Source organism: Streptomyces sp. NPDC048612, from assembly GCF_043199295.1.
Classification (GTDB): Bacteria; Actinomycetota; Actinomycetes; order Streptomycetales; family Streptomycetaceae; genus Streptomyces.
The window spans coordinates 12,340-32,382 of the sequence record NZ_JBICVV010000041.1 but is presented as its reverse complement, the minus strand read 5'-3'; the positions used below and the strand labels follow the sequence as shown (position 1 = coordinate 32,382).

17 protein-coding genes are annotated in these 20,043 nt (G+C 73.3%); 4 read left to right on the top strand and 13 right to left on the bottom strand.

Annotated elements, in window-relative coordinates; genetic code table 11:
* Positions 1-124: 124 nt before the first annotated feature.
* On the bottom strand, positions 125-751 hold the full coding sequence (locus ACGFN2_RS34895) for an NUDIX domain-containing protein (protein WP_393366911.1): 627 nt from the start codon (positions 749-751) through the stop codon (positions 125-127).
* 96 nt (positions 752-847) lie between these two features.
* Positions 848-2,503, bottom strand: coding sequence for a CTP synthase (locus ACGFN2_RS34890; protein ID WP_362610665.1), 1,656 nt, complete (start codon positions 2,501-2,503; stop codon positions 848-850).
* 411 nt (positions 2,504-2,914) lie between these two features.
* On the opposite strand from ACGFN2_RS34890, the gene ACGFN2_RS34885 reads away from it, so the two are divergent.
* The gene (locus ACGFN2_RS34885) at positions 2,915-4,726 is read left to right on the top strand and encodes a glycoside hydrolase family 15 protein (RefSeq protein ID WP_393366925.1); all 1,812 of its coding nucleotides are present in this window, start codon (positions 2,915-2,917) and stop codon (positions 4,724-4,726) included.
* A 70-nt stretch (positions 4,727-4,796) separates the two neighbouring features.
* On the opposite strand, the gene ACGFN2_RS34880 is transcribed toward ACGFN2_RS34885, so the two are convergent.
* On the bottom strand, positions 4,797-5,984 hold the full coding sequence (locus ACGFN2_RS34880) for a beta-1,3-glucanase family protein (protein ID WP_393366909.1): 1,188 nt from the start codon (positions 5,982-5,984) through the stop codon (positions 4,797-4,799).
* A gap of 258 nt (positions 5,985-6,242) precedes the next feature.
* On the opposite strand from ACGFN2_RS34880, the gene ACGFN2_RS34875 reads away from it, so the two are divergent.
* Positions 6,243-7,304 (top strand): LacI family DNA-binding transcriptional regulator, encoded by a 1,062-nt coding sequence (locus ACGFN2_RS34875; RefSeq protein ID WP_393366907.1) that lies wholly within the window; start codon positions 6,243-6,245, stop codon positions 7,302-7,304.
* A 104-nt stretch (positions 7,305-7,408) separates the two neighbouring features.
* The gene (locus ACGFN2_RS34870) at positions 7,409-9,040 is read left to right on the top strand and encodes a PucR family transcriptional regulator ligand-binding domain-containing protein (protein ID WP_362610657.1); all 1,632 of its coding nucleotides are present in this window, start codon (positions 7,409-7,411) and stop codon (positions 9,038-9,040) included.
* Positions 9,041-9,166: 126 nt separating this feature from the next.
* On the opposite strand, the gene ACGFN2_RS34865 is transcribed toward ACGFN2_RS34870, so the two are convergent.
* From ACGFN2_RS34865 to ACGFN2_RS34835, 7 genes are all read right to left on the bottom strand, one after another.
* A complete protein-coding gene (locus tag ACGFN2_RS34865; protein ID WP_393366905.1) occupies positions 9,167-9,346 on the bottom strand; it encodes a hypothetical protein in 180 nt (59 codons plus the stop codon).
* A gap of 58 nt (positions 9,347-9,404) precedes the next feature.
* Positions 9,405-10,568, bottom strand: coding sequence for a glycosyltransferase family 4 protein (locus tag ACGFN2_RS34860; protein WP_362610652.1), 1,164 nt, complete (start codon positions 10,566-10,568; stop codon positions 9,405-9,407).
* Between the two features lie 584 nt (positions 10,569-11,152).
* A complete protein-coding gene (locus ACGFN2_RS34855) occupies positions 11,153-11,944 on the bottom strand; it encodes a hypothetical protein (RefSeq protein ID WP_393366923.1) in 792 nt (263 codons plus the stop codon).
* A gap of 140 nt (positions 11,945-12,084) precedes the next feature.
* A complete protein-coding gene (recN, locus tag ACGFN2_RS34850) occupies positions 12,085-13,812 on the bottom strand; it encodes a DNA repair protein RecN (RefSeq protein ID WP_393366921.1) in 1,728 nt (575 codons plus the stop codon).
* A 303-nt stretch (positions 13,813-14,115) separates the two neighbouring features.
* Positions 14,116-14,994 carry an NAD kinase gene (locus ACGFN2_RS34845; RefSeq protein WP_168483651.1) on the bottom strand — a complete coding sequence of 293 codons (879 nt, stop codon included), beginning with the start codon at positions 14,992-14,994 and terminating at the stop codon, positions 14,116-14,118.
* A gap of 59 nt (positions 14,995-15,053) precedes the next feature.
* The gene (locus ACGFN2_RS34840) at positions 15,054-15,869 is read right to left on the bottom strand and encodes a TlyA family RNA methyltransferase (RefSeq protein WP_393366903.1); all 816 of its coding nucleotides are present in this window, start codon (positions 15,867-15,869) and stop codon (positions 15,054-15,056) included.
* A gap of 7 nt (positions 15,870-15,876) precedes the next feature.
* Positions 15,877-16,323 carry a hypothetical protein gene (locus ACGFN2_RS34835; RefSeq protein WP_393366901.1) on the bottom strand — a complete coding sequence of 149 codons (447 nt, stop codon included), beginning with the start codon at positions 16,321-16,323 and terminating at the stop codon, positions 15,877-15,879.
* Positions 16,324-16,397: 74 nt separating this feature from the next.
* On the opposite strand from ACGFN2_RS34835, the gene ACGFN2_RS34830 reads away from it, so the two are divergent.
* Positions 16,398-16,745 carry a sterol-binding protein gene (locus ACGFN2_RS34830; RefSeq protein WP_362610646.1) on the top strand — a complete coding sequence of 116 codons (348 nt, stop codon included), beginning with the start codon at positions 16,398-16,400 and terminating at the stop codon, positions 16,743-16,745.
* 77 nt (positions 16,746-16,822) lie between these two features.
* Here ACGFN2_RS34830 and ACGFN2_RS34825 read toward each other — a convergent pair whose 3' ends face one another.
* From ACGFN2_RS34825 to ACGFN2_RS34815, 3 genes are all read right to left on the bottom strand, one after another.
* Entirely contained in the window at positions 16,823-17,680 is an 858-nt protein-coding gene (locus tag ACGFN2_RS34825) for an ABC transporter ATP-binding protein (RefSeq protein WP_393366899.1), read from the bottom strand.
* Positions 17,681-17,855: 175 nt separating this feature from the next.
* Positions 17,856-18,992: a FecCD family ABC transporter permease gene (locus ACGFN2_RS34820; protein WP_393366897.1), complete on the bottom strand. Its 1,137-nt coding sequence runs from the start codon at positions 18,990-18,992 to the stop codon at positions 17,856-17,858.
* Positions 18,989-20,038 carry a FecCD family ABC transporter permease gene (locus ACGFN2_RS34815; RefSeq protein ID WP_393366895.1) on the bottom strand — a complete coding sequence of 350 codons (1,050 nt, stop codon included), beginning with the start codon at positions 20,036-20,038 and terminating at the stop codon, positions 18,989-18,991. Before ACGFN2_RS34815 ends, ACGFN2_RS34820 begins: the two co-directional genes overlap by 4 nt.
* Positions 20,039-20,043: the final 5 nt, after the last annotated feature.

Here is a 20,043-nt window from a genome sequence, read left to right as displayed (position 1 = left end):
GCGGACGCTGCCGAGCGTAGTTCACGGCCCGTCATGTCCCGCGCAGTGCGGGGCGGTCGGCTCACCCGATCGGACCGTCGGATCATCCGGCCGGCCCGTGGTGGGGTGGGAGCGGTCCGGTGGCTCAGGCCTCGAAGGGGCGGGCCGGCCACGGTGCGTCGGCCGGGCGCAGCGCTTCCAGGCCGGTACCGCCCTGCGCCGCGGTGAGCGCCAGCACTCCCACGACGAGGCAGTTGTTGTGCAGCTCACCGGCGAGCACGCCGCGGACCAGCTCGTCCTGCGGCACCCGCGCCAGCTCCATGTCGGCCTCCTCCTCGGAGACCTCGAAGCGCTCACCCTCGGCCTCGGACAGATCGCGGGCGAGGAAGATCCGCACGGCCTCGTCGCAGCCGCCGGGGGTGGTGTAGACGTCGGTCAGCACCCGCCAGTCACCGGCCTTGACGTGCGCCTCCTCGTACAGCTCGCGCTGCGCGGCGTGCAGCGGGTTCTCGCCGGGGATGTCGAGGAGTCCGGCGGGGATCTCCCACAGCTTCTGGCGCACGGGGTGGCGGTACTGGCGCAGCACCAGCACCCGGCCCTCGTCGTCGAGGGCGAGGACGGCCACGGAACCGGGGTGGACCTGGTAGTCACGGGTGACGGTGGAGCCGTCCGGCATGACGACCGTGTCGGTGCGCACGCTGGTCTTGTTCCCGGTGAACGGCGTCGTGGTCGCGGTGACCGTCCACTCCTCGGGGGTGTCCTTGATCGCCATGGCGCGTCCTCCTGTGTGTTGCCTGTGCCAACGCAGAAACCGGGGCACGACCTGCGGGAGGCCGTACCCCGGCAACCGTATCCGCCGTGGTGTTTCCTACTTCGCGGTGCCCGTCTTGCGCGCGACCGCGGCCTTCACCAGTCCGGCGAAGAGCGGGTGCGGGCGGGTCGGGCGGGAGCGCAGCTCGGGGTGCGCCTGGGTGGCGACGAGGTAGGGGTGCACCTCGCGCGGGTACTCGACGTACTCGACGAGCTTGTTGTCCGGGGAGGTGCCGGAGAACTGCAGCCCGGCCTTCTTCTCCAGCTCACCGCGGTAGGCGTTGTTGACCTCGTAGCGGTGGCGGTGGCGCTCCTCGACGTAGGGCTGGTCGTCGTAGACCTCGCGGACGATGGAGCCCTCGGCAAGCTTGGCGGGGTACATACCCAGCCGCATCGTGCCACCCATATCGCCCTCACCTGCGACGATGTCCATCTGCTCGGCCATCGTGGAGATGACCGGGTCGGCCGCTGCCGGGTCGAACTCGGTGGAGTTCGCGCCCTCGATGCCGGCTAGGTTGCGAGCCGCCTCGATGACCACGCACTGCAGGCCCAGGCACAGGCCGAGCAGCGGGAGCTTGTTCTCCCGGGCGTAGGTGATCGCGCCGACCTTGCCGTCCACGCCGCGGTCGCCGAAGCCGCCGGGGATGCAGACCGCGTCGCAGTCGCCGAGCTGCTGGGCGGCGCCGGCCGGGGTCTTGCAGTCGTCGGAGGTGACCCACTTCAGCTTCACCCGGGTCTTGTTCGCGAAGCCGCCGGCCCGCAGCGCCTCGGTGACCGAGAGGTAGGCGTCCGGCAGGTCGATGTACTTGCCGACCAGCGCGACCTTCACCTCGTGGTCAGGGTTGTGGACCCGGTCGAGCAGGTCCTCCCACTGGGTCCAGTTCACGTCGCGGAACGGCAGGTCCAGCTTGCGCACGACGTAGGCGTCCAGGCCCTCGGTGTGCAGGACCTTCGGGATGTCGTAGATCGACGGGGCGTCGATCGCGGCGACCACCGCGGCCTCGTCGACATCGCACATCAGCGAGATCTTGCGCTTGATGGCGGTGGGGACCTCGCGGTCGGCGCGCAGCACGATCGCGTCGGGCTGGATACCGATGTTGCGCAGCGCCGCGACGGAGTGCTGGGTCGGCTTGGTCTTCAGCTCACCGGACGGGCCGATGTACGGGAGCAGCGAGATGTGCACGACGAAGACGTTGTCCCGGCCGACCTCGTGGCGGACCTGGCGGACGGTCTCCAGGAACGGCAGCGACTCGATGTCGCCGACGGTGCCGCCGACCTCGGTGATGACGACGTCGACGTCCTCGGTCGCCATCCGCCGGATGCGGTGCTTGATCTCGTTGGTGATGTGCGGGATGACCTGCACGGTGTCACCGAGGTACTCGCCGCGCCGCTCCTTGGCGATCACGGTGTTGTAGACCTGGCCGGTGGTGACGTTCGCGGAACCGTCGAGGTCGACGTCCAGGAAGCGCTCGTAGTGGCCGATGTCCAGGTCGGTCTCGGCTCCGTCGTTGGTGACGAAGACCTCGCCGTGCTGGAACGGGTTCATCGTGCCGGGGTCGACGTTCAGGTACGGGTCGAGCTTCTGCATCGTGACCCGCAGACCGCGCGCCTTGAGGAGAGCACCCAGGCTGGAGGCGGTGAGCCCCTTGCCCAGCGAGGAGGCGACGCCCCCGGTGACGAAGAGGTGCTTGGTCGTCGGAGATTTGGGCGGCATGGCCAAGAGGGGGCTCCCGTGGTCGCGAGGTGGAGAGGTGCGAGGCGGCGCCGTCCCGGTTTTCAGGGGTGCCGTCGCTGCGGTTCGGGGGTTCTCGTGCCCACCGGTCCACGGGGTACCAGGCTATCAGCGACCGGGCATGGTCGTGCCCGGCCACACACGGCGACTGGGCGGTGACAGAGGGGGTGCCGCTGTCACGTGACGGAGGCCACCCGTTCGGAGGACATCAGTCCTTGCGAGCATCACGCGCACCACCCACCCGCGTCGTATCCTGCTCGGACACTCGCGACGAGCCATCCGGGAAGGCACCACCCCAGCCCGATTTCCGGTCCCGCTGCTCGGCGACGTTTCATGGGCAGGACGGACCGATTCATACGTCCCATGGGGGGCGTGACTCCAGCTCGACGGGAGATGCACGTGGCCGGGCGCATCGAGGACTACGCACTTATCGGCGATATGCAGACCGCCGCTCTAGTGTGCCGGGACGGCACGGTGGACTGGCTGTGCCTGCCCCGCTTCGACTCCCCGGCGGTCTTTGCGGGGCTGCTGGGCACGGAGGAGCACGGATTCTGGCGGATGGGGCCGGTCAACGGCCCCGGAGGACGGCCCGCGCCGGCCGACCGCCGCCGCTACCGGGGCGATTCGCTCGTCCTGGAATCGGAGTGGGACACCCCGCGCGGCACGGTCCGCGTGATCGACTTCATGCCGCCCCGTGACGGGGCGCCGCAGCTGATCCGCATCGTGGAGGGCGTCAGCGGCCGCGTCCCGATGCGCTCGGAGCTGCGGATGCGGTTCTCCTACGGCTGGGTCGTGCCCTGGGTGCACAAGATCGACGACCGGACGGTCGCGGTCGCGGGCCCCGATTCGGTGTGGCTGGACACCGAGGCGGAGACCTACGGCAAGGACCTGACGACGTTCTCCGACTTCACCGTCTCGCCCGGTGAGCGGATCGCGTTCACCATCAGCTGGGAGCCCTCGCACAAGCAGCCGCCGGCCGTCGCCGACCCGGAGGGGTCGCTGGAGGCCACCGAGGAGTTCTGGCGCGAGTGGGTCGAGCACTGCACGTACCACGGTCCCTACCGGGATGCGGTGGTGCGCTCGCTGATCACGCTGAAGGCGCTGACCTACGCGCCGACCGGCGGGATCGTGGCGGCGCCGACGACCTCGCTGCCGGAGTGCCTGGGCGGGGTGCGTAACTGGGACTACCGCTTCACCTGGCTGCGGGACGCGGCGATCACCCTGTCCTCCCTGCTGCGCACCGGCTACCGCGAGGAAGCGCGGGCCTGGCGGGAGTGGCTGCTGCGGGCGGTGGCCGGTGACCCGGAGAACCTGCAGATCATGTACGGCATCGCCGGTGAGCGGGAGTTGGGCGAGAACGAGCTCGACTGGCTCCCGGGGTATGAGAATTCGCGTCCGGTGCGGGTCGGCAACGGCGCCGCGGGGCAGCTCCAGCTCGATGTGTACGGCGAGGTCACCGAGGCGCTGCACCTGGCGCACATGACGGGCCTGGCCCGCAACGACTACGCCTCGCTGCTGCAGCTCAAGCTGATCCAGTGGGTGGAGAAGCACTGGGACGAGCCGGACGAGGGGATCTGGGAGGTCCGCGGTCCGCGGCGGCACTTCGTGCACTCCAAGGTCATGACCTGGGTCGCGGTCGACCGGACGGTCAAGCTGATCGAGTCCGGGGACGTCGACGGGCCGCTGGAGCGCTGGAAGGACCTGCGCGAGACGATCCACCGCGACGTCTGCGAGAAGGGTTACGACAAGGAGCGCAACACCTTCACCCAGTCCTACGGCTCGCAGGAGCTGGACGCCTCGCTGCTGCTGATCCCGCAGATGGGCTTCCTGCCGCCGGACGACAAGCGCGTCATCGGCACCATCGAGGCGATCCAGCGGGAGCTGTCCACCGAGGACGGCTTCGTACTGCGCTACCCGACGTCCGGTGCCGACGATCTCGGGGTGGACGGCCTGGAGGGTGAGGAAGGTGCCTTCCTCGCGTGCTCGTTCTGGCTCGCGGACGACCTCGCGATGATCGGCCGGGTCGACGAGGCCCGCAAGCTCTTCGAGAAGCTGCTCTCGCTCCGCAACGACCTGGGCCTGCTCGCCGAGGAGTGGGACCCCAAGGCCAAGCGGCAGGTGGGCAACTTCCCGCAGGCGTTCAGCCATGTCCCGCTGATCGACACGGCGCTGCGGCTGACGGCGAGCGGGGCGTACGGCGGATAGCCCGCTTCGGCGAGCAATCCGCCCGGGGTTCTGTGGTGCCGCCCGTTTTCGGGCGGCACCTTCCTTCGTGTCAGAACGGGGTCAGGGTGAGGGTGATCTCCTTCGGGGCGGTGTCCTCGATGTAGGAGGCGAAACCGGAGACGTCGTCGAAGGCGAAGCCGTAGGCCCTGCCGTCCCGGGTCGCGGCGTGCATGGCCTTGGCGTAGTGGTGGGTCAGCCGCTGCTGGTAGAAGGCGGCCGGGTCGGTGGTGGGCTGGGCGGCGTGCGAGGCGAGGGTGGAGCGGTTGAGGGCGGCGCCCAGGACGGCGGCGACCGGGCCGCGGGTTCCGTCGTTGGGGGCGGCGAGGGTGCCGTCGCAGAAGAGGACGTCGCGGGTGGAGGGCTTGTCGAAGGAGAGGGCGCCCGGCCCGTCGAGGACGAGCTTGCCGTCGCGGACGCGGCCGGTGAAGGTGCCCGCGTTCGTGGTGACGTTCAGGTCCTTGGCCGCGTAGGCGGACCAGGCCTCGTCGATGGCCGGGGCGAAGTAGTCCCGGGCGAACAGTCCGCTGTCCAGGCCGTGGCCGGGGGCGATCACCCGCCGGTCGCCGATGACCAGGCGCTCGAAGCCCTCGGCCGCCTTGACCTCGGCGAAGATCCGGTCGCGGGCGCCGTCCTTCAGCGTGCCGGTGGTCTGCTGCCCGGCTCCGGAGAGGGTGAGCGCGAGCGGCACGCTGAACATGTCGACCATGGTGGTGTTGCAGTACATCCCGCCGGAGTTGTAGGTGAACTCGGCGCAGTCGTGCAGCACGTCGTAGTTGGGGTCGCCGGCGACCCAGCCCGCCGGATAGGCCAGCGCGGCCCGGCCGTTGCCGTCCTCGACCGCCTTGAACCTGAGCTTGCCGCCCAGCGCGGTGTAGATCCGGCCGGACATCTGTGGCAGTCGGAGGGTCGTGGTGCCGCTCGTGGCGAGCGGTATGGCGTAGTCGGTGAAGCCGTCGGGGCCGTTGTCGGCCAGGGCGACGGGCTTGAGTTCACCGTCCGGGGTGACATGCACCTGCTGCTTGCCGTCGTTGCCGACGATGTAGATCCAGACCGAGGAGTTGGCGTAGGCACCGGAGTCGTTGACGAGGTTCAGGGGCATTCCGGCGGCGGACGGTGCGGGGCCGCGGGGTGTCGCGGCCGGGGCGGGCGCGCCGTGCGCACGGCCAGTCAGGGCGATGCCGGAGGCGGTGGCTGCGCCGGCGGCGAGACCACCTAGCAGGGTGCGGCGAGTGATCACGAGGTGGCTCCTTGCGGGGCGGGGTGCCGGTCGGCGGGGGTGGCGGTCCGGCCCGTAGGGGCTCCGGCGGGCCGGCGGGCGGAGAGCGCCCGACACAGGGGCCCGATGTGCATGCTCATGTCATTCTCTCCTCGGCGCAGTGGGGGTCGTGAGGAGTTCGCTGGGGCAGACGGCATGAGAGCGCTCTCATGCCGTGCGCTGTGCACCCTGCCGACTCGACGGCGGACCGTCAAGTCATCGTGTGGAAAAAGGAGTTGGATGATGTCCGAGCCGAACGGTCCGCGGCCCACGCTGGAGGCGGTCGCGGCCCGCGCCGGGGTCTCCCGCGCCACGGTCTCCCGCGTGGTCAACGGCGGTGCGGGGGTACGGGCCGCGGTCCAGGAGCGGGTGCGCCGGGCGGTCGCCGAGCTGGGCTACGTACCGAACAGCGCGGCCCGTTCCCTGGTCACCCGCCGCACCGGCGCGGTCGCCGTGGTCATCGGGGAGCCGGAGAGCCGGGTCTTCAGCGATCCGTTCTTCGGACGCCAGCTGCGCGGCATCAGCCGCGAACTGGCCGCGGCCGACACCCAGCTGCTGTTGATGTTCGTCGAGCACCGCGCCGACCACGACCGGATCGGCCGCTATCTGTCGGCGGGCCATGTCGACGGCGCACTGATGTTCTCGCTGCACCGCGACGACCCGCTGCCCGCCATGGCCGAGCGCGCCGGGCTGCCCACCGTCTACGGCGGCCGGCCGGACCGGGCGGGCGCCGACCGGGTGCCGCGGCCGCTCTACGTCGACACCGACAATCGCGGCGGCGCCCGGCAGGCCGTCCGTCATCTGCTCGGCCGCGGCCGCCGCCGGATCGCCGTGATCACCGGGCCGCTCGACCAGACCTCCGCAGTGGACCGGCTCGACGGCTACCGCGAGGCGCTGGGCGTGGCGGAGCCGGATGCGCGGATGGTCGCGGACGGCGGGTTCACGGCATCCGGCGGCGAGCGGGCAATGGCCGAACTCCTGGACGCCGCACCGGACCTGGACGCGGTCTTCGTCTGCTCCGACCTGATGGCGAGCGGTGCGCTGCGCACCCTCCGGGCGCGCGGGCGACGGGTACCGGAGGATGTGGCGGTGGTCGGCTATGACGACCTGGAGCCGGCGGCCTGGGCGAATCCGCCGCTGACCACGGTCCGGCAGGACGTGGAGGAGATGGGGCGGCTGATGGCCCGGCTGCTCCTGCGGCTGCTGGCGGCGCGGACGGCGGACGGGGCGGGGGCGGCGGACGCGGCGGAGCTCGCGCCGGTGATCACGGAGGCCCGGCTGGTGGTGCGGGAGTCGGGGTGAGGGGACCGGAGACACCGTGAGACGGCCGGCGGTGGCCCCGTGCCGTACGCCCCACATCCGGACCGGGAAGCTCCGGATAGCGGACTACGGGTACCGTCCTGGCCATGGGGCAGGAAGCGAAGATGGAAGCCGAGATCACGGTCCGCAGGGCGCTGGAGCTGCCCGCGCTGCGCCGCGGCCTGCCGGAGGTGCTGGCCGGCGGGGACCGGCTGGACCGCGCGGTGCGCTGGGTGCACGCGGGCGAGGTCCCGCACATCGCCTCGCTGCTCAAGGGCGGCGAGCTGCTGCTGACCACCGGGCTCGGGCTGGGGGCCCGGCCGTCCGAGCAGCGCGCCTTCATCCGCAAGCTCGCGGACCGCGAGATCGCCGCGCTCGTCGTGGAGCTGGGGTCCCGTTTCTCCTCGCTGCCCGCCGCGCTGGTCGACGCCGCACGGGACTGCGGGCTGCCGCTGATCCAGCTGCACCGCGAGGTCCCGTACGTCACGGTCACCGAGGCGATCCACACCGAGATCATCAACAGCCACTACGCGCTGCTGCGGCGCGCCGACGAGGTCCTGCGGCGCTGCACGGACGTGCTGCTGCGCGGCGGCGGCGTCCCCGAGGTGCTCCGGCTGCTGGCCGTCTTCACCGGCAACCCGCTCTGTCTGGAGGCCCCCGATGGCAGCCCGCTCTACGCGGCGGGACCGGACGGCGACGACGACGGTCCCGCGGAGGCCGACCCGCTGCTGGCCTGGGAGGGCCTGCGGGACACCGGCCTCCGGGTGGACGTGCCCGGCGGCGGCCACGGCCCCGACGCGGTCCGCGCGCGCCTCGTCCTGCTGCCGGTCAACGCCGCGCTGGCGCCGGTGCACCGGATCGTCGCCGAACGCGCCGCCGATCTGCTCGCGGTCGTCATGCTCCAGTCCCGCCAGGAGGAGGTGCTCGCCGCCCGTGGGCGCGGCGATTTCCTGGCCGACCTGGCGGAGGGCCGGATCTCCGCGGCCGAGGCGCCCGCGCAGGCGCGATTGCTGGGCTTCCGCCCCGGCGACGAGCCGGTGTTCCCGGTGGTGATGCGGCTGCCGGCCGGGCTCCCCTCCCCCGGCGGCTGGGCGCTGCTCGCCCAGGCCCTGCGCGAGGAACTGGCCGCCCCCGGGGTGCCCGTACTGCTCGGCGTCCGCCCCGTGGAGGGCCGGGTCCCGGTGCTGGTGGCGCTGCGCGCGGGCCAGGACCGCGACGCGCTCGCCGGCCGGATCGCCGAGGCGCTGCGCGCCGGGGTCGTCCGCGCGGGCCTGGACCGGCCGGCCGCGCACCGCCCGGTGGTCGTCGTCGGCACGCCCGGGGACTGGGCGGCGGCGGGCCCCGGTCTGCAGCACGCGGCGGAGACCGCGGCCGCCGCCCAGGGCCTGCCGGAACAGCCCTGGTACGACGCCCGCCGGCTGGATATCGAGCTGTTGCTGTGGCGGATGCGCGAACACGGCGAACAGGGCGTGCTCACCGACTTCGTGGAGCGCGCCATCGGGCCCCTGCTGGCCCACGACCGGACCGCCCGGCAGCCGCTGCTGCCGACGCTGGAGGCCTATCTGGCCAGCGCGGGCCGCAAGGCCGAGACCGCCCGCGATCTGAACGTGAACCGGCAGACGCTGTACGACCGGCTGGCCCGTATCGCCCAGCTGCTGGGCACGGACCTGGACGATCCGCAGACCGTCCTGGGCCTGCGGCTGGCCCTGCGCGCCAGGCGCCATACGGACAGGCCGTAAGAGGCGGGCGCCACCGGGGCGGCCACTGGGGGGACGGCCACCGCGGGGCGGCGACTTGGGGCGGCGACTTGGGGACGGCGCATTATCCCGCCACGGTTTCGGCCGCCGTCGCCGTCCCGAGCGCGATCAGCCCCCCGCCCGTGGTGCGCTCCGGCGTGCGGTGCACCCGGGGGCGCAGCAGCCGGCGCAGTGCAGCAGCCGGCCCGCGGCGATCACCGCGTCGACGGCGCCGAGCAGCAGCGTGGTGCCGAGCACCGAGTGCCCCTCGGGGAGGAACTGCGCCACCACGGCCACGAAGAAGATCATGGGAGGGGTCGCGGAAGGCGCGGGCCTCTGGTGTGGCCGGCCGGCGTGGCCGCCGTGGTCAGACCGGCTGCATCGGCTCGGTCAACTCGTCGTAGACGCTGAGGACCTGGGTGACGGTGTCGTTCTCACTGGGCCAGCCGGCCGCCTGCGCGCGGCCCGCCGCCGCGAGCGCGTCCCGCCGTGCGGGGTCGGCGAGGAGCGCGAGAACGGTACGGGCCAGGGCGGCGGCGTCCCCGTAACGGACCAGTTCCGCCGCCCCGCCCACCAGTTCGCGGGTGCCCCCGGTGTCGGTGGCCACCAGCGGCACCCCGGCGCGCAGCGCCTCCTGGGCGATCAGCGAACGCGCCTCCCAACGGCTGGGCAGCACCACCAGGTCGGCGGCGGCGAGGAGTTCGGGCACGTCGTCGCGGCGCCCGAGGAGCTGGACGGGCAACCGCTCAAGATCGATCCGCCGCTGGAGCAGGGCCCGCTGCTCGCCCTCCCCCGCGATCGCGACCAGCGGCTGCGGATCGAGCGCGCACCAGGCGTGCGCCGCGTCCAGCAGCAGGTCATGGCCCTGGCTCGGATCGAGACGGCCCACCGCGAGCAGCAACGGGCGGTCCACCGCGCCCAGTTCGGCCCGTTCCTTGTGGCGCGTCCGGTCGTGCTCCTCGGGCTCGTCCAGGGCGCCGCCGAGCCGGGGGCGCGGAATCGCGACCGGCGCGAGCCGTGCGTCACGGGCGCCCCGCTCGCGCGCCCGGTCCACGAGATCGGAACAGGCTCCGAGGACCACGGCGGCGGCCCGCGCCACCCGCCGCTCCATCAGATGCACCACCCCGGCGCGCGCGCCCTCGATGTGCGCCTTGGTGTGCCAGGTGATGACCAGGGGAACCCGCCGCCCGCCCCGGGGGCCGCGCAGTCCGCGCAGCGCCATCGAGGCCCGCAGCCCGGCCCGCAGGCCGTGCGCGTGGACCAGGTCGGCGTCCCAGCAGGCGCTGCGCAGCACGGCCACGCTCGCCGGGTCCATCCGCGGCGGGACGTCCACGAACCGCGCGCCCGCCCCGGTGAAGCCGTAGGCCTCCTCGGTCTCCGGCGTGGCACAGACGGTCACCCGCACCCCCCGCGCGACGAGCCCTTCGGCCAGCGAGCGGACATGCGCCGCACTGCCGGCGCTGCCGCGCCCGAGCACCTGGACCGTACGCAGCGGCGAGAGACCGTGCGCCGAGGTCGGGGTGCTGGTCACGTGGTCGGGCTCCTGGGTAGGTGGTGGGCGGTTCCGTACCGGTGGCCGGTCCGCTGTGTCGCGGCGCGCGGGCCGGCGGCCACCTGCCTGCCCGGCGGACGGGCGGGACACGGCGAGCGGGCCCAGGACTGCGCACCGCGCCCAGGATGCCAGCCCGGCAAGGTCAAATCGGCACCCTCCGGCCGCCGTTCCGGTGGGAAGTCTCACCTCGGCGCCCACCAGATCACCCACATGGGCGACAAACCGCCCGCGCGACTCAACGGCTCGTGTGGGTGACTCCACTCCCCGGAGTGCGCCTCGCGCTCTGGAACGGGGCGCGTGCGCCGCCACTCGGAGTGCGGCCGATGTTTGGCCGAATAAGGAGTTGATGCAGCGGGGAGGGCTGCCGGGAATGACCGTTGTGGGGGTGTATGGCCGTGGGTGACTGTGACTCGGAGGGTTCGGCGCGGGGCGGACGGCACGGCGGGACCGGGCTTGCGGGCCGCAGGCCCCGGATGGACGGTGGTCCCCGGACGGACGGGCGGCGCACCCCGGACGGGTAGCCCGCGGGGTAGCCGTCCGCCCGGTCGCTAACCCCGGCAGTCTCAGAGCGCGGCGGCCGCCCGGCTGACGCGGTCCCCCGCAGCCGCGGCGGTGATCAGCGCGGCGGCGTGCGCGGCCAGGCCGCGGCGGCCGTTGCCGGCGACGACGGCAAGGCCGAGCGCCGCACCGAGGGCGTGCGCCCCGGCGTCCCCGATCATCGTGCGCTCCCCGACGTCGTCGCCGAGGACGGCGGCAACCGCTCCCATGGGTGCGGCGGACAGCGGGCCCGCGGGACCGCGGCGCAGCAGCCCGGGTGCCCCGAGGGCCAGTACGGCGCCGGCCGCCCGGCCGGGCCGGACGTCCAGGAGGTTCACCAGGTGGGCCGAGCCCGCGATCACCACGCCCGCCAGCAGTTTGTCGGCCGGGCGCTCCTTGAGGAGGGCGCCGGCCGCGAGCCCGGCGGCGCCGATCCCGAACAGCTTCACGGCCCCGCTGGTGACCTCCCGCTGCCGGAGCGCTGAGAGGTGTGCCCGGAATCCGCGGCGTGGATCACCGGCGCCGAACACGTCGTCGTACGCGCCGCAGCCCCCGGCGGCCAGCACCGCCAGCGCCGTGGCGGCCCGGGCCCGGGCGGGCAGCCCGGGAGCTGTGGCGGCGGCGAGGGCGGTACCGGTGGCCGTGGCGAGACCCGCGTGCAGGTCCACGGTCCGGCCCGCGTAGTTCTTCCGCTCCCACAGGACGACACCGCCCGGCGGCCGCTTCCTGAGCACCGTGTACGCGGCCCGGGTCACGCCTGCCGCCCCCACGAGTGCCGCGATCCGTCCCCGCGCCCCACTGCCTGCCACCGCCACCATGTCGCTCCCCTCGCCCGGCGCGCTGTCGCGCTCGACTCCGGTCACCCTAGGAGGGCGGGCGGCCCGAACACGCGGAAGCGACGCCTCCGGCTGCGACGGCGGGTGGGAAACACGGTGCGCCCCTTGGCACGCACCATGCGCTACGTGCCCGTTCGCGCCGTCTCCAGCAGCTCCTCGGCGTGGGCGCGGGCCGTTTCGGAGTCCTCCTGGCCGGCCAGCATCCGGGAGAGTTCGCGGACCCGCTCCTCGCCCTCCAGGACCGTGACGCCGCTCCTGGTGACCGAGCCGTCGTTCGTCTTCGCCACCAGCAACTGGCGGTCCGCGAAGGCCGCGACCTGCGGGAGGTGGGTGACGACCACGACCTGCGCCGACTTCGCGAGCCTGGCCAGCCGCCTGCCGACCTCGACGGCCGCCTTGCCGCCGACCCCCGCGTCGACCTCGTCGAAGAGGTAGGTCGGTACGGGGTCGGAGCCCGCGAAGACCACCTCCACGGCGAGCATCACCCGGGAGAGCTCACCGCCGGACGCCCCCTTGGCGATCGGCCGGGGCGGTGCCCCCGGGTGCGGCGCCAGGAGGAGTTCGACCTCATCGGCGCCGGCCGGGCCGTAGGCCACCGTGCGGCCGTTGACCTCGATGCCGTCGGCGTCCTCGGCGACCTCGGTCTGGCGGATCTCGACGGTGACGCGCGCGTGCGGCATGGCGAGTTCGGCGAGTTCGGCGGTGACCGCCTCGGCGAAACGCTGCGCCGAGTCCGTGCGGGCATCCGTCAACGTTTGTGCCAATTCGCCCAGTTCGGCACGGAGTGCGTCCCGTTCGGCGGCCAGCTCGCCGATCCGGTCGTCGTCGCCGTCCAGTTCGTCGAGCCGGGCCGTGTTCTCCTCGGCCCAGGCCAGCACCTCCGCGATGTCCTGGCCGTACTTCCGGGTCAGCTGGTTCAGCGCCGCCCGGCGCTCCTCGACCGCGGCCAGCCTCAACGGGTCGGCGTCCAGGCCGTCCGCGTAACTGGCCAGCTCACCCGCCACGTCCGCCACCAGGATGCCGATCTCGCCGATCCGGTCGGCGAGCCCGGCGAGTTCCCGGTCGTGGCTGCGGACGGCCTCCAGGGCGCGGTGCGCGCCGGCGACCAGGGTGGTGGCGTCGACGCCCTCGGGGTCCTCGGGGTTGCCGGCCAGCGCGGCGTGCGCGAGGGTCGCGCCGGAGGCCAGCGCCTCGGCGTGACCGAGCCGCTCCGCCTCGGCGGCCAGCTCGGTGTCCTCGCCCGGCTGGGGCTCGGCCGCCGCGATCTCGTCGAGGCCGAAGCGCAGCAGATCGGCTTCCTGCGAGCGTTCGCGGGCCCGCGTCGTCAGCTCGTCCAGCTCGGTGGTGACGGCGCGCAGCCGGCGGTGGGCGCCGGTGTACTTGGCCAGCGGGCCCGCGACCGTGTCCCCGGCGTAGCGGTCCAGGGCCTGGCGCTGGCGGGCCGGGCGCAGCAGGCCCTGCTGGTCGGTCTGGCCGTGTACGGCGACCAGGTCGTCGGCCAGCTCCGCCAGGAGGCCGACCGGGACGGAGCGGCCTCCCACGTGGGCGCGTGAACGGCCCTCCGCGGAGAGCGTGCGGCTGATCAGCAGCGCCCCGTCGTCCAGCTCCGCACCGGCCTCCTCGGCCCGTATCGCGGCGGGGGCCTGGGGGCGGACGCCGATCCTGCCCTCCACCACCGCCGATTTGGCGCCGATCCGCACCAGGGCAGGGTCGGCGCGCCCGCCGAGCAGCAGGCCGAGGCTGGTGACGACCATGGTCTTGCCCGCGCCCGTCTCGCCGGTCACCGCCGTGAAGCCGGGGGACAGCTCGACAACGGCGTCGTCAATGACACCCAGGGACCGAATCCGCATCTCCTCCAACACGGATACGACCTTACGAGGTCCGGGGACCGCCCCGCGACGGCCTCCCCTCACTCCTGCCCCCGCCCCTGCGGAAAACCGCACCGAGGAACGGGGGGATTCCCCATGGTGCGTGATCACGCTGAGCCGTCACGCTGATCACAGTCCGGAACGAAAGGTGTGCCGATGTCCAGCGAATCGACGCAGGCGGGGCGACCCGGTCAGCGACCCGGTCGGCGTCCCGCCGGCGCAGAGGTGAGGAGGGGCCGCGGCCGCCAGGGGCCCGTCCGCCGGTGGTGGGCCCGGGTACGGGGCCTAGTGCGGCGCCCCCCGCCACCCCGCGACCGGGAGGGCGAACTTGGCGACCAGGCGATCCGTGAAGGAGGCATGGTGCAGGCGGGCCAGGCGTACGGGGACGGCGCCGCGGCGGACCTCGACGCGGGCGCCGGCGGGAAGTTCGACGCTGCGGCGGCCGTCGCACCACAGAATGCCGTGCGGGGTCTTGGGCTGGACCTCGACCGCCAGGACAGAACGGGGCGAGGTGACCAGCGGCTTGGCGAACAGCGCGTGGGCGCTGATCGGGACCATCAGCAGGGCCTCGACCTCGGGCCAGACCACCGGCCCGCCGGCCGAGAAGGCGTACGCGGTCGAACCGGTCGGCGTCGCGCAGACCACTCCGTCGCCGCCGAACCGCGAGACGGGCCGGCCGTCGACCTCGGTCACGACCTCCAGCATCCGCTCCCGGGCGGCCTTCTCCACCGAGGCCTCGTTGAGGGCCCAATCGGTGTGCACGACATTGCCGTTGTTGCGGACGAGGACATCGAGCGTCATCCGCTCCTCGACCTCGTAGGCGCGGGTGACGACCCGGTCGACGACCTTGTCGAGGTCGTCCCGCTCGGCCTCCGCGAGGAAGCCGACCCGTCCGAGGTTGACGCCCAGCATCGGGACCCCGGACGTCCGGGCGAAGTCCGCGCCGCGCAGCAGCGTGCCGTCCCCGCCCAGGACCACCAGGAGTTCGCAGCCCTCGGCGGCGCACTGCTCGGAGTCGACGCGCTGGACCGACGACGGCAGCGGCAGATCCGCCGCCTCCTCCGCCAGCACCCGCACCCCGATACCGCTGCGCAGCAGTCCCTGGACGACGAGTTCGGCGCTGCGGATGGCCGCGGGGCGGCCCGTGTGGGCGAGCAGGAACACCGTCCGCCCGGCTCCGGCGTTCTCGTGTGCTGCGCTGCCTTCAACTGCCTGGGTAGTGGTCAACGAGGCCCCTCCGCCACTGCACGGTCGACGTCCGCCGGGTCGAGTACAGGCGCCCCGGCGCGCAGCCACAGAAAGTACTCGACATTCCCGGAAGGTCCAGGCAGTGGGCTCGCAGTTACGCCAAGTACGCCAAATTCCAGTGCGGCGGCCCGGTCGGCGACCGCGCGTACGGCCTCGGCGCGCAGCTCTGCGCTGCGCACCACCCCGCCGCTGCCCAGCCGCTCCTTGCCGACCTCGAACTGCGGCTTGACCATCAGCACCAGGTCAGCGCCGGGCGCCGCACAGCGGGCCAGCGCGGGCAGTACGAGCCCCAGCGGGATGAAGGAGAGATCGCCGACGACGAGGTCGACGGGCTCCGAGTCGATCTGCTCCAGCGTCAGTTCACGTACGTTGGTGCGGTCCTTCACGGTGACCCGCTCGTCGCTCTGGAGCGACCAGGCGAGCTGTCCGTATCCGACGTCGACGGCGACGACATGATGGGCCCCGGCGCGCAGCAGGACATCGGTGAAGCCACCGGTCGAGGCGCCCGCGTCCAGCGCCCGGCGGCCCTCGATCTTCAGGCCGAGCGGGACGAAGGCGGCGAACGCGCCGGCGAGCTTGTGGCCGCCGCGCGAGACGTAGTCCGGGTCGCTCTCGTCCTCGCGGACGACCACGGCCGCGCTGGTCTCCACCTGGGTGGCCGGTTTGGTCGCGGTCGCCCCGCCGACGGTCACCCGGCCCGCGGCGATCAGCTGGCTCGCGTGCTCCCGCGACCGGGCCAGCTTGCGGCGCACCAGCTCCGCGTCGAGTCGGCGTCGTGCCACTCCTGCCACCTGTGGTTCAGCTCCTGTTGTCGTGCGGCGTCGGGAAAGTCGAAGAAGGCGCGGGCGGCCCGGGGTGCTGGTCGAGACCGGCCAGCACATCGCGCAGCCCACGGTGCACATCCTCGTACACCTGCAGGTGTCCGCTCGCGGGGAGGTGGTCGGCGTCGGCGAGGCGCCGCAGCCGGACGTCGACGGCGGTCTCACCGGTCGGGGTCACTCCCACCCCGATGGGCTGCGGCCCGGCGGGCTCCTCCGGCCCGGCCGCGGTGCCCGGCCGGCCCTGGCCGCCCGGCTCGGCGGTAGCGTCCGGCCCGAGGAGACCGGACAGCACACCGTCCGCGGTGTGCACCGCTCCGCTGCCCTCGCGCTGCGCGGGCTCCCCTGCTTCCGGGGGCTGCACGGGTTCCCCGGGCGCGGCTTCCGCGGGCGCCTCCGGCTCCGGGCCGGACGTCGGCTCTTCCATGCCCCCGACGCTACCCCGACGAAGCCGGTCGAGGACGTACGAGCCGTCCCCGACCTGGCGTATCGTCGCTCACGATGGCAACCCTCGACCAGTGCCGCGCCGCTCTCGACCGGCTGGCCCAGAACCTGTCCTCGGCAGACGGCGGCGTCCGCCACGCCGCCTCGTTCGACCGCTCGCTCAGCTGCCGCATCACCGACCTCGATGTGACCTTTCTCGGGCGGCTGGCCGACGGCACCATCCAGGAGGTGACCAGCGTCCCCGGCCCGCCCCCGCACAAGGCCGAGATCCGGCTGTCCATGGCAGGCGACGACCTGGTGGCCCTGGTCGACGGGGAGCTGAACTTCGCCAAGGCCTGGGGCAGCGGCCGCGTCAAGCTGGAGGCCGGCCTGCGCGACCTCCTGCGTCTCAGGACGCTGCTGTAAGGCGAGCGCGGTCCGGCGGACCGCGCCCCTCAGCCGTAACCCCTCACCCGGGGCGCGCTTGCTTGGAAAGCTCTCCCCTACTCCCCGCCTCGCCCTACCCCCTCGGGTGCCTTCTCCTGCGTCGTGCGGCCGGCCCGGGAGCCGCCGTTGCGGGGCTTGCGCGCGGCGGGGACGACCAGGGGGGTGCCGGTCTCGGGGTCGTCGATGATCTGGCAGCCGAGGCCGAAGACCTCCTCCACCAGTTCCGCGGTGACGATGTCGGCCGGTGCGCCCTCGGCGATGACGGCACCGCCCTTCATGGCGATGAGGTGCGTCGCGTAGCGGGCCGCGTGATTGAGGTCGTGCAGCACGGCGACCAGGGTGCGCCCCTGCTCCTCGTGCAGTTCGGCGCACAGGTCGAGCACCTCGATCTGGTGCTGGATGTCCAGATAGGTCGTCGGCTCGTCCAGCAGGAACAGCGGGGTCCGCTGAGCGAGCGCCATCGCGATCCACACCCGCTGCCGCTGCCCGCCGGACAGCTCGTCGACATAGCGGTCGGCCAGTTCACCGACGCCGGTGGCGGCCATGGACTCCCCGACGATCCGCTCGTCCTCGGGCGACCACTGCCGCAGCAGCCCCTGGTGCGGATAGCGGCCGCGGGCCACCAGGTCCGCCACGGTGATCCCGTCCGGGGCGACCGAGGACTGCGGCAGCAGCCCGAGCGTCCTGGCGACCTTCTTGGCCGGCAGCGAGGAAATCGCCGCGCCGTCCAGCAGGACCGAGCCACGGGCCGGCTTGAGCATCCGCGACAGCGCGCGCAACAGCGTGGACTTGCCGCAGGCGTTCGGGCCGACGATGACCGTGAAGGAGTTGTCGGGGATGGCGACCGAGAGGTTCTCGGCGATGACCCGCTGGTCGTAGGCGAGGGTGACGTTCTCGGCCGTGAGACGGCTCACTTCGGAACTCCTGGGGTTGTCGTGTCACTGCTGTTGCCCGGTCCGGCACCGGGCGCACCGTCTCCTGCCGGGGGCCGCGCCGTCGCCCGGCCCGTACGGGAGGCCCGCCCGGCACCGGTGGCGCCGCACTCCGGCGCCCGCCGCCCGGCCCGTTCCCGCCTCGCCGCCCGGCGGCTCATACCCGTCCCGCCTTGCGCTCCGTGGCCAGCAGCCACAGCAGATAGCCGCCGCCGAGGACACCGGTGAGCACGCCCACCGGCAGCTGGTCGGCGCCGAAGAGCCGCTGTGACGCCCAGTCGGCGGCGACCAGCAGCACGGACCCCATGAGGGCGGACAGCACCAGGTTGGGACCCGGCAGGGGGGCGCTCCCCCCGCCCCGCCGCCAACGCGGGAGGTTCATCCGGCGCGCCAGCTGGGGTGCGGTGAGAGCGACGAAGGAGATCGGCCCGGCGGCCGCGGTGCCGGCGGCGACCAGCACGACCGCCGCCAGCAGCACGACCACGCGGACCCGGTCGACCCGCACACCGAGGGCGTACGCGGCGTCGTCGCCCATCTCCAGCATGCGCAGCGGCCGCCCGTTGAACAGCAGCAGCGGAACGAGGACGGCGCAGACCGCGGCCAGCGGGCGGACCTGGTCCCAGTCGCGGCCGTTGAGGGAGCCGGTCATCCAGGTGGTGGCCCGGGTCGCCTCGACGATGTTGGCCTTGGTCATCAGGAAGAGCACGACCGCGTAGAGCATGGCGCTCGCTCCGATGCCGACGAGCACGAAGCGGTAGCCGTGGATGCCCTTCTTCCAGGCGAGCAGGAAGATGGCGAGGCCGGTGCCCACCCCGCCGGCCACCGCTCCGGCGGCGACCCCGACGGCCCCGGCCTGGAAGTAGACGATGGCGACCAGGGCGCCGACGGACGAGCCCTGGGCGAAGCCGAGGACGTCCGGACTGCCCAGCGGGTTGCGGGAGACGGTCTGGAAGACCGCCCCGGAGATCCCGAACGCGGCGCCGACCAGCAGCCCCACCAGCACCCGCGGCAGCCGCAGTTCGTTCACGATGTACTGCTGGCCGGGGTCCCCGCCGCCGGTGAGCGCGGCGAGCACGTCGGCCGGCGTCATGGGGTAGTCCCCGGAGCCGATCAGGGCGACGGCGGCGGCCACCGCGACGGCCAGCAGCAGCAGTCCGACCACCGTGGCCCGCATGTCCAGGCGCAGCGAGAGCCCGCCCCCGGTGCGTACCGCCCGCACCCGCCCGGCCGCCTTCTCCGGGGACTTCCCGGCCTCGGTCCCCGCCGCTTCCCCGGTCTTCACGGTCGCGCTCACAGCTGGGCCATCCTCCGACGTCGTACGAGATAGATGAAGACCGGGCCGCCGAGCACGGCGGTGACGATGCCGACCTGCAGCTCGCCGGGCCGGGCCACGACCCGGCCGAGGACGTCGGCGCCGAGCAGCAGGACCGGTGAGAGCACCGCGGAGTACGGCAGAATCCAGCGCAGATCGGGCCCGGTGACGGCCCGTACGGCATGCGGAACCATCAGGCCCACATAGACGATCGGGCCGCACGCCGCGGTCGCCCCGCCGCACAACAGGGTGACGGCGAGCATCCCCAGCACCCGGGTGCGGGTCAGCCGGGCACCCAGCGCCCGCGCCTGGTCGTCGCCGAGCGCGATGGCGTTCAGCGGCCGGGCGATCAGCAGCGCGAGGACGCCGCCCACCGCCAGGAACGGGGCGATGCCGGTGACCGTCGGCACGGTGGCCGAGGCCAGTGAACCCACCGTCCAGAAGCGCATCTTGTCCAGCGCCGCGGTGTCCATCAGGTTGACCGCGTTGATGTACCCGACGAGGACGGCGGTCAGCGCGGTGCCCGCCAGGGCGAGCCGTACGGGCGTGGCGCCGCGGGTGCCGCCGAGGACGTACACCGCGGCGTTGACCACCGCGGCACCGGCGAACGCGAACCACACATAGCCGGTCAGCGAGGTGATGCCGAAGAAGCTGATGGCGGTGACGACCGCAGCCGAGGCGCCGGCGTTGATACCGAGAACTCCCGGGTCCGCCAGGGGATTCCGGGTCAGCGCCTGCATGACCGTGCCGGCCAGCCCGAGCGCCGCGCCGACGATCAGGCCGAGCAGGGTGCGCGGGAGCCGGACGTCGCGGATGACCACGTCGGTATCGGAACCGGAGTAGTGGAACACCCCGTGCCACACCTGGCCGAGGGGGATCTGTTTGGCGCCGACGGCGATACCGAGGACGACGATGACGGCCAATACGGCCACGGAGACCACGAGTCCGGTGGGGCGCAGGAGGGGGCGCCGCCGGGGTGTCACGGGGTCCGGAGCCTTTGCCGCTTCGGGGGGACTGTCAACCAACACGATAG